We start from the raw sequence: 11,958 nt of genomic DNA, 5'->3' as shown, positions 1-11,958 counted from the left end.
TTTAGGCGGCGGCCCTGACGGATTGATCGCGCAATCCGAGCAGGTGGCAGATCGCATAGACGAGGTCTGCGCGGTTCATGGTGTAGAAGTGGAATTCGCTGACGCCGCGATCGACGAGGTCGATCACCTGCTCGGCCGCGACGGCGGCGGCGATGAGCTTGCGGGTGTCCACGTCGCTGTCCAGGCCCTCGAAGCGGGCGGCGAGCCAAGACGGGATGCTCGCGCCGGTCTTGGCCGCGAAGTTCGCCGTCTGCTTGAAGTTCTGCACCGGCACGATGCCTGGCACGATCGGGATGTCGATGCCGCGTGCACGGACCCGGTCGAGGTAGCGGAAGTAGTGGTCGTTGTCGAAGAAGAACTGGGTGATGGCGCGGTCGGCGCCGCAATCGACCTTCTCCTTCAGCACGTCGATGTCGGCATCGAGCGACGTCGCTTCCGGGTGCTTCTCCGGATAGGCCGACACCGACACCTCGAAATCGCCGATCGCCTTGATGCCGGCCACCAGATCGCAGGTCCGCTCATAGCCGCCCGGGTGGGGCGCGTATGCCGTGCCGAGGCCGCCCACGGGATCGCCGCGCAGCGCCACCACATGCCGGACGCCCGCATCCCAGTAGGAGCGCACCACGTCGTCGACTTCCGGCTTGGTGGCGGCCACGCAGGTGAGGTGGGCAGCGGGCTTGAGGTGAGTTTCGCGCACGAGGCGCGCGACCGTCGCGTGGGTGCGTTCGCGGGTGGAACCGCCGGCACCGTACGTCACGGACACGAACTGCGGGCTGAGAGGCGCCAGGCGCTCGATCGAGGACCAGAGCGTCGCCTCCATCTCGGGCGTCTTGGGCGGAAAGAACTCGAACGACACGCGGATCGAGCAGGAATCCTGACGGCTGGGGCGAAGGGCGAGCGGCGACATCAGGCGACCTCTTTGTTGGATTCGATCAGAGGCCAATCCGTCGCCACCCGGCGATCCTGGCCCAGCCACAGGGATACGACGAGCTGCTCGTCCGCCTTCTTCTGAGGGGCGAGCTGGCGCGTGAGCGTGCAGTCGAGCCCGGCCTCGTCGAGCCAGGCCGCAACCTGCTCGGGCGCGAAGCCGAGGCGGCGATGGGCCTGGGCCTCCCGCAGGAATTCGAGATTGTGAGGCGCGAAATCGACCACCAGCATGCGCCCGCCCGGGGACACGAGGCGGGCCGCCTCGCGGATCGCCCGGGCCGGATCGTCGAGGTAGTGCAGCACCTGGTGGATGACCACGAGGTCGAAGCTGTTGCGCGGGAACGGCGGCGCGTAGATGTCGCCCTGCCTCAGCTCGATGCGCGACAGGCCCGCCTTTTCCAGGTTGGCGCGCGCGACCGACAGCATGGCGTGGCTCGCGTCGAGCCCCACCGTGCGGGCGGCCCGCGGCGCGAGAAGCTGGAGCATCTTGCCCGTGCCGGTGCCGAGATCGACGAGATTGCGGATCGGCTTCGGACCCAGCGCATCGAGCACGGCCGCCTCGACGACGGTCTCGGGCGCATGAAGCGAACGGATGCGGTCCCAGTCGGGAGCAAGACGCGAGAAGAAGGCCTGGGCGGCCTGGGCCCGCTGGGCACGGACGGTTTCCAGGCGGGTCCGGTCTTCGAGCAGCTGCGGGTCGGAACGGTCGAGGCTGTCGAGCATCGGGCGCAGGATGCGCTGGGCGGTGCCGCGGTCGGTCAGGCGGAAGAAGGCCCAGGCCCCCTCCCGGTGCCGCTCCACGAGCCCCGCCTCCACCAGGAGCTTGAGGTGACGGGAGATGCGCGGCTGGGACTGGCCGAGGATGTCCGTGAGGTCGGAGACAGACAGCTCGCCCTCGGTCAGGAGCGCCAGGATCCGCATGCGCGTCTCCTCGGCGGCGGCCCGGAGGATGCTCAGGGTCAGGTCCAGGGATGGGGATGCTGTCTCGGCCAAGACGAAATCTCGCTCTCACATATAAAGATATGTTTATATCTTCTGCGAGGCGCCGGCAAGTGAATCCTTGCCTGCCTGGCTCAGCGGCGGACCTTGGCCCGCTGCGCCAGGACGACCAGCAGGAATACGCCGGCGGCCACGACCCAGGCCGAAGGCTCGACCGGGTCGCTGTTCAGGAAGGCGGCGAAGATCAGGGTCACGAAGGTCTGCAGCAGCTGGACCTGGCTCACATGGGCGATGCCCCCGATGGCGAGGCCCGCGTTCCAGGCGAAGAAGCCGAGGTACTGGCTCATCAGCGCCACGTAGAGAAAGCCGATCCAGCTCCAGGCCGGGACGACGGCGACTGGGTCCGGCATGGTCCATACCGCCACGGGGATCGTGACTGGCAGGGAGACGACTAGGATCCAGGAGATCACTTCCCAGCCCGCATAGCCGCTGCGGACGAGCTTGCCCGACAGCACGTAGCCGAGGGCCGAGGACAGCGCCGCCGCGAGCAGGAACAGGTCTCCCTTACCGAGGGACCCGCCGCCCTCGTGCAGGGTAAAGCCGACCACGAGGGCGGCGCCGGCCACGGCGGCCGCCCAGAAGGCGCGGCTCGGCCGCTCGCCGGCGATCAGGGCGCTGATGGCCGAGGTGGCGAGCGGCAGGATGCCGAGCACCACGCCGCCATGGGAGGCCGGCACGCTCTGCATGGCGAAGGCCGTGAACCCCGGAAATCCGGCCACGAGGCAGAGCGCGGAGAGCAGGAACGTGCCGAGCTGTCCCCGCGTGGGCCAGGGCTTGCGCAGCAGAACCAGCGTGACGAGCGCCAGAAGACCTGCGAGCGCCGCACGGCCCGCCGTGATGAAGAGCGGGCTCAGGGCCTCGACGGCGAGATGGGTGAAGGGCAGCGTCCCCGCGAAGATGCACACCCCGACGAAGCCGAGGACGAGGCCGAGGGTTTCACGGGGCATGCGGGTCTACTATCGGAAAGGAGGCTCGTCGAAGCTGCGCAGCTTGCGCGAATGCAGCGAGGCGCGCTGGCCGCGCAGGATGTCGAGCGCCGCGAGGCCGATCATGAGGTGCTCGCCGACGGCCCGTTCGTAGAAGGCGTTGGCGGCGCCCGGCAGCTTGATCTCGCCGTGCAGCGGCTTGTCGGACACGCAGAGCAGCGTGCCGTAGGGAACGCGCAGGCGGTAGCCCTGGGCCGCGATGGTGCCGCTCTCCATGTCGACCGCGATGGCGCGTGACAGGTTGATCTGGCGCCGCTCCTGGCTCCAGCGCAGTTCCCAGTTCCGGTCGTCGTAGGTCACGACCGTGCCGGTGCGCAGGCGCCGCTTGAGGTCGTCGCCCCGGTCGCCGGTGACCTGGGCGGCCGCCTCCTGCAGGGCGACCTGGACCTCGGCCAGCGCCGGGATCGGGATTTCCGGCGGCACCGCTCCGTCGAGGATGCGGTCGCGCCGCAGATAGCCGTGCGCCAGCACGTAATCGCCGATGGTCTGCGACTGGCGCAGGCCGCCGCAATGGCCGACCATCAGCCAGCAATGGGGGCGCATCACCGCCAGGTGATCGGTGATGTTCTTCGCGTTCGACGGGCCGACGCCGATATTGACGAGCGTCACCCCGTGCCCGTTGCGGTGGATGAGGTGGTAGGCCGGCATCTGGAAGCGATGCCAGGGCGATGACGCGATCATCTCGGCGACGGCGCTCTGGTGCAGACCGCGCTCGATCGCGACGCCGCCCGGCAGCAGGAGGCGCTCGAACTCGCTGTCCTCCTTGGCCAGTTCGCCGACCGCCCATTGCACGAACTGGTCGACGTATCGGTGATAGTTGGTGAGCAAGATCCAGGGCTGGATCGAGCGCCAGTCGCTCCCCGTGTAATGTACGAGGCGCCGCAGGGAGTAGTCGACGCGCGCGGCGTCGAAGAGCGAGAGCGGGCGCGGGTCTCCTTCGTGGAAGAGCCATGTGCCGTCGGCGATCTCGTCGCCGACCTTGGCGAGAAGCGGGGTCGGGAAGTGCTGCGCGAGTTCCGCGGCCGAATGGGCGCCACGACCCAGCTCGTCGCCGCGCTCGAACACGTAAGGATAAGGTATCTCCTGGTCGCTGACGCCGACTTCAAGGGTCGCGCCGTAATCGCGCACGAGATAGTTCAGCTGCTCCAGCAGGTAATTCTTGAAGAAGGCCGGCTGCGTGATCGTCGTCGCGTAGACGCCGGGGCTCTGGAACTTGGCGTAGGCGCGTTGCTTGACCGGTGGCACCGAGGTCGCACGATACACGAGCCGCAGCTCGGGATAGCGGAAGCGGGCCCGCTCGCCCGGTGTCGGCGCCGTGTGCGTCGAGAAGAAGTGCTCCAGCGCTTCGCGCTGCGCCTCGATGGCTCCATCGTAGAGATGGATCAGCGCCTCGACGGCTTCTTCGGGAGTGGCAACAGTTCGGAAGGCTGGGATCTGATCGGCGGGCACGGAAACGTCTCTTCTCATGTCTCGTGCCTCAAGGGTCATACACGGTTTCCGACAGGAACCCAACCGTCTTCATCCGGTGACCAAGCGGCAGGACGCGATCCGACGCGGAGGCGGGTGCGATCCGCCTCCGCAGAACGACAGGATGCCTCGCCTTGTTCCTACTCGCAGACCTGCGTGCGGCGCACCACCACCTCGCCCCACTCGTCGACGACACGCTCGCGGACCGTGTAGCAGGACGAACCGCCATAATAGCCCGTGCCGTAATAGCCCGGATAGGACGTTACCGGGTAAGACGGATACGAATAGGCCGGGTAGGAGTAGGCGGGCCGGGCCGCGAGCGCCCCGAGAGCGAGGCCGCCGATCAGGCCCGCCGCAACGGCTCCGCCATTGTTGTGACGACGGTAATAGCCGTAGGGACGATAACCGTAGCCGGCCGGGCGATAGCCGTAGCCATAGCCGCCGTAATAACCCACGCCTCGGGGACCGGCCACCATGCCGTTGCGCCAGGTTCCGGTGCTGGCGCCGGCCTCCGCGGGGCCTGAGGCCAGCGCGCCGCCGCCGAGCGCCAGGACGGCGAAGCCGGCAGTCAGAATGGACTTGGTGCGAACCATCTCACCCTCCAACGGGAGCGTGTTCGGGGACGATGCCTGAAATAGACGTCCTGCTCCCTCAGATGTGTGAAAGATTAGCGCGCAGCACCTGAATTGGAGCTGAAGATCCCGTCAAGCATCCGTCAATGACCGACGGGCGGGTCTTCTCAGAACGGGAGCGCGGAACCCTGCCAGTCGAAGAACTTCCCCGTATCGCTCAAGCTGAGGCGTTCGTCAGATGCAAAGGTTCGGGCGCTCTAGCCGTGAAGATATCGAAATCCAGGCGGAATGGCGGCCAGCGCTGGGGCTCGATGCTGCCGCCTTATCGACAGGGCGGCAGGACGCGCACGAGCTCTCGCCCGATGCCGCGCCCTGCGCCAGTGATGAGAAACGTCCTCACGCTGCGGTTCAGCGCGAGAACTTCTTGTACTTGATCCGGTGCGGGATCGTGGAATCCGTCCCGAGGCGGCGCTTCTTGTCCTCCTCGTAATCGGCGAAGTTCCCCTCGAACCACTCCACATGGCTGTCGCCCTCGAAGGCGAGGATGTGGGTGGCGATGCGGTCCAGGAACCAGCGATCGTGGCTGATGATCACGGCGCACCCGGCATAGTCCTCCAGCGCCTCCTCGAGGGCGCGCAGGGTGTCCACGTCGAGGTCGTTGGTCGGCTCGTCGAGAAGCAGGACGTTCGAGCCAGACTTCAGGATCTTGGCGAGGTGCACGCGGTTGCGCTCGCCGCCCGAGAGCACGCCGACCTTCTTCTGCTGGTCCCCACCCTTGAAGTTGAAGGCCGAGCAATAGGCGCGGGCGTTGATCTCGCGCTTGCCGAGATAGAGCACCTCGTTGCCGCCCGAGATCTCCTCGTAGAGGGTCTTATTGGCGTCGAGGGAGTCGCGGCTCTGATCCACATAGCCGAGCTTCACGCTCTCGCCGATCTGGATCGAGCCCTCGTCCGGCTGCTCCTGGCCCGTGATCATGCGGAACAGGGTGGTCTTGCCGGCGCCGTTCGGGCCGATCACGCCGACGATGCCGCCCGGCGGCAGCTTGAAGGACAGGCCGTCGATGAGCAGCTTGTCGCCGAACGCCTTCTTGAGGTTGTCGAACTCGATGACGTTGTTGCCGAGCCGCTCGGCGATCGGGATGATGATCTGAGCGGTCGTCGGGCCCTTCTCGGCCGCCTTGGCGACGAGGTCCTCGTAGCGCTGGATACGGGCCTTGGACTTGGCCTGACGGGCCTTCGGCGAGGCCGACACCCATTCGCGCTCGCGCTCAATGGTGCGCTGGCGCGCCTCCTCCTCACGGCCTTCCTGCGCGAGGCGCTTCTGCTTCTGCTCGAGCCAGGACGAGTAGTTGCCCTCGTAGGGGATGCCGCGGCCGCGGTCGAGCTCGAGGATCCAGCCCGTCACGTTGTCGAGGAAGTAGCGGTCGTGGGTGACGATCAGGATCGCGCCCGGATAGGTGCGCAGGTGCCCTTCGAGCCAGGCGGTCGTCTCGGCGTCGAGATGGTTGGTAGGCTCGTCGAGGAGAAGCAGCTCCGGCTGCTCCAGAAGCAGCTTGCAGAGCGCCACGCGGCGGCGCTCGCCGCCCGAGAGGCTGTCGACCGCCCAGTCGTCCGGAGGGCAGCGCAGGGCGTCCATGGCCTGGTCGACCTGGGAATCGAGGTCCCAGAGGCCTTTCGCCTCGATCTCGTCCTGGAGACGGGTCATCTCGTCCGCCGTCTCCTCCGAGTAGTTCATGGCGAGCTCGTTGTAGCGGTCGAGGATTGCCTTCTTGGCGGCCACGCCCTCCATGACGTTCTCGCGGACATTCTTGGTCGGGTCGAGCTGCGGCTCCTGCGGCAGGTAGCCGACCCGGGCGCCCTCGGCGACCCAGCCCTCGCCGTTCCAGTCCTTGTCGATGCCGGCCATGATCCGGAGCAGGGTCGACTTACCGGCGCCGTTCACGCCGAGCACGCCGATCTTGGCGTCCGGGTAGAAGGACAGGTGGATATTGTCCAGGACCTTCTTCCCGTTGGGGTAGGTCTTGGTGAGACCACGCATGTGGTAGATGAACTGACGGGACACGGCGAAAACCCTGCTGAATGACGGAGCGCAATGAATGGATTGCGCGTCAGTTAGCAGGGGGAGCCCGGACCGGCAAGGGTTTGGCGGTTCCGGGGTCAGAGGCCGAAGGGGTAGGTCTCGGGCATGCCCTTGCCGTGGGCATGGCTGAGCGGGGTCACGGCCCTGGTCTCGTCGAACCACACGAAGGCGTCGAACTGCTCCGCCATGACGGCCTCGAAATAATGGCTGTAGAGCTCGGTCTCAGGCCGGTAGATCACCCCGATCGCCCGTTCCAGGCGGGGACGCGAGAGGGCGTCCTTCAGGTCCCGCTGCCCGTTCTGCCGCCAGTCGGTCAGGAACCGGCCGAGCCCGGCGTCGCGGAAGATCCGTTCGTGGCTGTCGGGCCGGACCGGACGGACGTCCTTGATTTCCATGGGCTCGTCCCAGTCGCTCGCCGCCGCAACGGTTCCGCGGTCGGTCCCGAAGCCGATCAGGACGGCCTCGTCACGATAGGCGGTGCGGCACAGCTCGCCGATGTTGAACTCACCCTGCCAGCCCATGGCCGTGGCGGACGCGTTGCCGATATGGGAGTTGTGTGCCCAGACGACGGCCTTGGCATCCTCCCGCCGGGCCAGCAGGCTCTGGAGCGTGTCGAACATGTGCCGGTCGCGCAGGTTCCAGGACTCGGTCGCGCCCTCGTACATGATCCGGTAGTAATGCGCCGCCGCGTGGACGATCTTGGCGTTCTGGACCGCGTCGAAGAAGGCTTCGCCCCCGCCATTGGCCTTCAGATATTCGAGCCGGTTCTCGAGAATGTCCTGGAGCTGCGTGAGCAGGGCCTCGTCGCAGGGGCGCTTGCGGCCGGTCATGACCGCGCGGCCGTACTGGGCCGGATCGGACTGCCAGGGGCTCAGGCAGCCGTAGCGCCCCCTCGCCTCTCCGGCGGCCTCCGGGTCGACCTTGTCGAGATAATCGAGCACCCCGCGGATGGAGGAGTTCAGGCTGTAGACGTCGAGCCCGCGGAACTCGGCGCACCGGTCCTCCGGCCGGTCCTTGTTGAAGTCCCGCATCCAGTTGACGAAGTCCGCCACCTCCTCGTTGCGCCACATCCAGGTGGGGAAACGCTCGAAGGCGACGTCGTCCCCGTCGGGGACGCGGCGGTGGCGCACATAGGCATCGATGCGGGCGGCGTCGGGCCAGTCGGCCTCCACGGCCACGATATTGAAGCCATGCTCCTCGATCAGCCGCCGCGTGATTGCAGCCCTGGCCCGGTAGAACTCGGACGTGCCGTGCGTGGCCTCGCCGAGCAGCACGACCTTGGCGTCGGCGAAGCGGTCGAACATCGCCCCGAAAGCCTGGGCGTCTGAGATGGGCGGCAGCTCCTCGCCGTGCTCGCGCACGATGCGGACGGCCTCCTGAATGCCCGCATCGTTCTCTTTCTGCTTCCACGACAGACCGGCCATTGCTGCACCTCTCGACGTTCGGATCGACGCTTCGACGGTGCTTGACTAACGGCAGGCCCTGCCGCCTGTTCCGGCTTCAGAGGCCGCGGACGAGACCTCCGTCGACCATGATGTTCTGGCCAGTGATGTAGCCGGCGTCGTCCGAGAGGAGGAATGCGACGGCCTTCGCCACCTCGGCCACGGTCCCGTAGCGCCCCATCGGGATGCGCGCGGTGCGCTCGGCCTTTTCCGGCAGGCTGTCGATGAAGCCGGGCAGCACGTTGTTCATGCGGATCCCGGCCTTGGCGTAGCGGTCGGCATAAAGCTTGGTGAAGGACGCGAGCGCCGTCCGCAAGGCAGCGGAGACCGGGAAGTCCGGATCGGGCTCGAAGGCCGCAAAGCTCGAGATGTTGACGACCGCGCCGCGTCCGGCCTTCTCCATCACGGGCGTGACGAGGCGGGCCATGCGCACCACGTTCATGAGCACCACGTCGAGGCCCGCGTGCCAGTCCTGATCCGGGATCGCGAGCAGGTCTCCCTTGGGCGGGTGCCCGGTGTGGTTCACCACCGCGTCGATGCGGCCGTAGCGGTCGAGGGTCTCCCGCACGAGGCGCTCCAGGTCGGCGGCCTCCGTCACCGAGCCCTGCACGGCGAGCGCGTCGGTTTCGCGCGCCACCTCCTGCAATCCTTCCGAGCGGGCCAGGAGAGCGAGGCTGTAGCCGCGCCCGTGCAGTTCCCGGGCGATGGCGGCGCCCATGCCCTTGCTGGCGGCCGTGACGATGGCGACGGGGCTCATGGCATCTCCCATTCTCTGTCAGGGTGAGAGGCGCGGAACGCATCCGCGCCTTTCGGCCGATAGGATCAGACCCGCGGTGAAACGCCAAGCCGAAATCGTCACGCGGACGGGACCAGCATCTCCTCGGGAACGGTCGCCATTAGGGCCGCGAAGGCCGCCTCGGCGGCGATCACCGTGGTCATCTGGACCGTGTGGGCGAAGCGGTAGGCGTCGCCGTAGATCGTCTCGTCCGGGAACTCGGTGATGAGCGTGAGCGGCGTCGGATAGCGCTCGTCGGCCGTGAGAAGGCACGGGATGTCGTTGATGATCTCGTAGGGTGTGCCACCCGAATGGATCGCGCAGATCTCGATCTGGCGCCGGTTGAACTCGGGCAGGCCCGGCACGGCCGAAAGGCCCTTCGTCACCGCCTCGACAAGGATGCGTGCCTGCTCGGCCCAGGCGGGCTTGTGGCGCATGACGAGGAAGAATCCCTTCGGGATCGACCACAGCTCGAATCCGCGCGGCAGATAGCCCGTGAAGGGCCGCGTCCATTCGTGGGCCGGATAGCCGTGGAGGTTCACGTGGAGCTTAGCGCCCGACATCTGCAGCGCCTGAATGCGCGCACCCTTCTCATAGGTCGGGTTGCCGCGATCGTATTCCAGATCGTTGCCGAGGGAGGTGTAGCGCGCCGCATGGTGCATGTGGCGCGGGTTGGCCTCGCAGAGGCGGCCGTGCAGGGCATAGCCGTCCGGGTTCTCGACCGGAATGAAGGCGATGTTCGCGTCCGGGTCGACCAGCAGCCGGCGCACGGCACGGAGCGCGCCCACCGGGGCGGAGGTCTCGTTGGCATGCTGGCCGCCGGTGACGAGCACGGCGGGACGCGAGCCCGGCCTGTAGACCCCGCGCACGGGCCGCCCTTCCCGCGAGAGGCCTTCGAAGGTCTCGCCGGGCAGGACCGTGAGCTCGCGGTGGATCTGCGCAAGCCCGGGCGCCGCATCCGCCGTCTCGATGTCCTGCTCCGGCCGCGCGGGATCCTGCGGCGCACCGAAGGAGCGCAGCTCCACGCGCACCTGCGCGTCGCCCTCGCCAGCCCGGATGTCGGGCACGATCTGGCCCGGCTGCAGGCTGCGGTCCTCCGGCGGACGGCCGGACTTGTGCTTGAAGAATTCGAGCAGCGAGAAATAGAAGTCTTCGTGCAGCGCCTCCCGCGTGCTCATGACCTCGTCGTCATAGCCGAGCGGCCGCTCGATGCCAGGGATCGTCACGTCGATGGCCAGCGTCTCCGCATAGGGCTCCTCGGGCGGCCAGTCATGGGCGGCGATCGCCTGCATGACCGCGTGGAAGACCTGCTGGGCCTCGGTCTCGAGGCTCTCGTCGACGTCCGGAGCGCCGTCTGGGCGGCTCGTCACCTTGAGCCAGCCGGTCGGAGCAAGATCTTTCTGCGACAGATGGTTGTTGCGAAGGCGGTTCGGCGCGAAGACCGCGTGCTCCTCCGTGCGCCCGTCCTCGTATTCCGCCGTCACCCGATAGGTGAGGTCCGCCGCGCCCGGCTCGAACGCCGTCTCGATGCCGTCGAGCAATGCCGCCAGCGGATAGGCTTCCGACAGGAAGCGGTTCGGATCCGCCGCCTCGTGGACGGGATAGCGGACCGTGACGCGCGTGACGCCCTTGAGATCGATATCCTCGAGAAAGGCGTGGACCAGGGGCTTGTAGGCGCTGCGCAGCCGCGCGGTGACGCCCGCGCGGGCGAGCGCCTCCTCGCCCTCGCGCCGCGCCGCCTCGTCCTCGAACAGCCAGGCCTCGAGATGGGCGCCCCGGTTGGCCTCGCCGGCCCAGTCGCGCAGCAGGATGTCGAGTGTGCGGGGAATGCGCGTGTCGAGCAGGATGGTCATTTCGAAGTCTGTCCCGTTGGATCCAGGAGGTCGCGCAGCCAGTCGCCCAGGAGGTTGAGGCCGAGCACGGTGAACATGATGGCGAGGCCCGGAAAGACGCTGACCCACCAGGCGGATTGCAGGTAGGTCCGCCCGTCTGCCAGCATGCCGCCCCAGCTCGGGATGAGCGGATCGACGCCAAGCCCCAGGAAGGTCAGGCTGCTCTCGAGCAGGATGTTGTTGGCGACGTTGAGCGTCATGAGGATGACGATTGGGCCCAGCACGTTGGGCAGGATGTGCGTGAAGATGATGCGCCTGTTGCCGACCCCGATGGCGCGCGCGGACAGGATGAACTCACGGTCGCGCAGGGCCAGCACGGAGCCGCGCACGAGGCGCGCATACTGCACCCATTGGGCGACAATCATGAAGAAGATCACCTTGTCGACGCCGGTTCCGAGGATCGCCAGGAACATGATGGCGATTAGGATGAAGGGCAGCGCGAGCTGGATGTCGGCGAAGCGCATCAGCAGCACCTCGGCGATCCCGCGGTAGTAGCCCGCGATCAGGCCGACCAGCGTGCCGACCACGACCGCGCCGAGCACCGACAGGATGCCGACCGTCAGCGAGATCTTGCCGCCGACGATGACGCGGGCCAGCACGTCGCGGCCGAGCGGATCGGTGCCGAGGATGTGCGCCGGGTTCTGGAACGGCGGAATGAGACGGGCCATGAGGTCCATGCTCTCGCCGCCGTCCGGGAACAGCACGCTGGAGAAGAGCACGGCGAGGCACATGCCGCCGGTGAGGATGACGCCCAGCGCGAATTCGAGCGAGCGGAAGCGCCGGCGGCTCGGGGATGGAACGGCCTGGGTTCCTGCCATC

At 67.5% G+C, this 11,958-nt stretch carries 10 protein-coding genes; all 10 read right to left on the bottom strand.

Annotated features, from left to right (window positions below; genetic code table 11):
* Position 1: 1 nt before the first annotated feature.
* On the bottom strand, positions 2-907 hold the full coding sequence (gene metF / locus DES45_RS04945) for a methylenetetrahydrofolate reductase [NAD(P)H] (RefSeq protein WP_114768897.1): 906 nt from the start codon (positions 905-907) through the stop codon (positions 2-4).
* Positions 907-1,848, bottom strand: coding sequence for an ArsR/SmtB family transcription factor (locus DES45_RS04940; protein WP_245571584.1), 942 nt, complete (start codon positions 1,846-1,848; stop codon positions 907-909). Before DES45_RS04940 ends, metF begins: the two co-directional genes overlap by 1 nt.
* Positions 1,849-2,000: 152 nt before the next feature.
* Positions 2,001-2,873: a DMT family transporter gene (locus DES45_RS04935; RefSeq protein WP_114768895.1), complete on the bottom strand. Its 873-nt coding sequence runs from the start codon at positions 2,871-2,873 to the stop codon at positions 2,001-2,003.
* 9 nt (positions 2,874-2,882) lie between these two features.
* Positions 2,883-4,361 carry an AMP nucleosidase gene (locus DES45_RS04930; RefSeq protein WP_425374261.1) on the bottom strand — a complete coding sequence of 493 codons (1,479 nt, stop codon included), beginning with the start codon at positions 4,359-4,361 and terminating at the stop codon, positions 2,883-2,885.
* 158 nt (positions 4,362-4,519) lie between these two features.
* Positions 4,520-4,972: a hypothetical protein gene (locus tag DES45_RS04925; RefSeq protein WP_173950579.1), complete on the bottom strand. Its 453-nt coding sequence runs from the start codon at positions 4,970-4,972 to the stop codon at positions 4,520-4,522.
* Positions 4,973-5,359: 387 nt separating this feature from the next.
* A complete protein-coding gene (gene ettA / locus DES45_RS04920; protein WP_114768893.1) occupies positions 5,360-7,012 on the bottom strand; it encodes an energy-dependent translational throttle protein EttA in 1,653 nt (550 codons plus the stop codon).
* Positions 7,013-7,107: 95 nt separating this feature from the next.
* A complete protein-coding gene (locus DES45_RS04915; protein ID WP_114768892.1) occupies positions 7,108-8,454 on the bottom strand; it encodes an erythromycin esterase family protein in 1,347 nt (448 codons plus the stop codon).
* A 76-nt stretch (positions 8,455-8,530) separates the two neighbouring features.
* Positions 8,531-9,241 carry an SDR family oxidoreductase gene (locus tag DES45_RS04910; protein ID WP_114768891.1) on the bottom strand — a complete coding sequence of 237 codons (711 nt, stop codon included), beginning with the start codon at positions 9,239-9,241 and terminating at the stop codon, positions 8,531-8,533.
* A gap of 86 nt (positions 9,242-9,327) precedes the next feature.
* The gene (locus tag DES45_RS04905) at positions 9,328-11,100 is read right to left on the bottom strand and encodes a M14 family zinc carboxypeptidase (RefSeq protein ID WP_114768890.1); all 1,773 of its coding nucleotides are present in this window, start codon (positions 11,098-11,100) and stop codon (positions 9,328-9,330) included.
* Positions 11,097-11,957 (bottom strand): ABC transporter permease, encoded by an 861-nt coding sequence (locus DES45_RS04900; RefSeq protein ID WP_114768889.1) that lies wholly within the window; start codon positions 11,955-11,957, stop codon positions 11,097-11,099. The genes DES45_RS04905 and DES45_RS04900 overlap by 4 nt, the downstream gene beginning before the upstream one ends.
* Position 11,958: the final 1 nt, after the last annotated feature.

This window comes from Microvirga subterranea, assembly GCF_003350535.1.
GTDB lineage: Bacteria > Pseudomonadota > Alphaproteobacteria > Rhizobiales > Beijerinckiaceae > Microvirga > Microvirga subterranea.
Note: the sequence above shows the minus strand (reverse complement) of the source record. Positions and strands in the feature narration are given on the sequence as shown.

What these genes read in the sequence shown, in the direction of transcription:
- metF (WP_114768897.1), bottom strand. Translation starts at nt 907, where the DNA reads ATGTCGCCGCTCGCCCTTCGCCCCAGCCGTCAGGATTCCTGCTCGATC.
- DES45_RS04940 (WP_245571584.1), bottom strand. Translation starts at nt 1,848, where the DNA reads ATGCGGATCCTGGCGCTCCTGACCGAGGGCGAGCTGTCTGTCTCCGAC.
- DES45_RS04935 (WP_114768895.1), bottom strand. Translation starts at nt 2,873, where the DNA reads ATGCCCCGTGAAACCCTCGGCCTCGTCCTCGGCTTCGTCGGGGTGTGC.
- DES45_RS04925 (WP_173950579.1), bottom strand. Translation starts at nt 4,972, where the DNA reads ATGGTTCGCACCAAGTCCATTCTGACTGCCGGCTTCGCCGTCCTGGCG.
- DES45_RS04915 (WP_114768892.1), bottom strand. Translation starts at nt 8,454, where the DNA reads ATGGCCGGTCTGTCGTGGAAGCAGAAAGAGAACGATGCGGGCATTCAG.
- DES45_RS04910 (WP_114768891.1), bottom strand. Translation starts at nt 9,241, where the DNA reads ATGGGAGATGCCATGAGCCCCGTCGCCATCGTCACGGCCGCCAGCAAG.
- DES45_RS04905 (WP_114768890.1), bottom strand. Translation starts at nt 11,100, where the DNA reads ATGACCATCCTGCTCGACACGCGCATTCCCCGCACACTCGACATCCTG.
- DES45_RS04900 (WP_114768889.1), bottom strand. Translation starts at nt 11,957, where the DNA reads ATGGCAGGAACCCAGGCCGTTCCATCCCCGAGCCGCCGGCGCTTCCGC.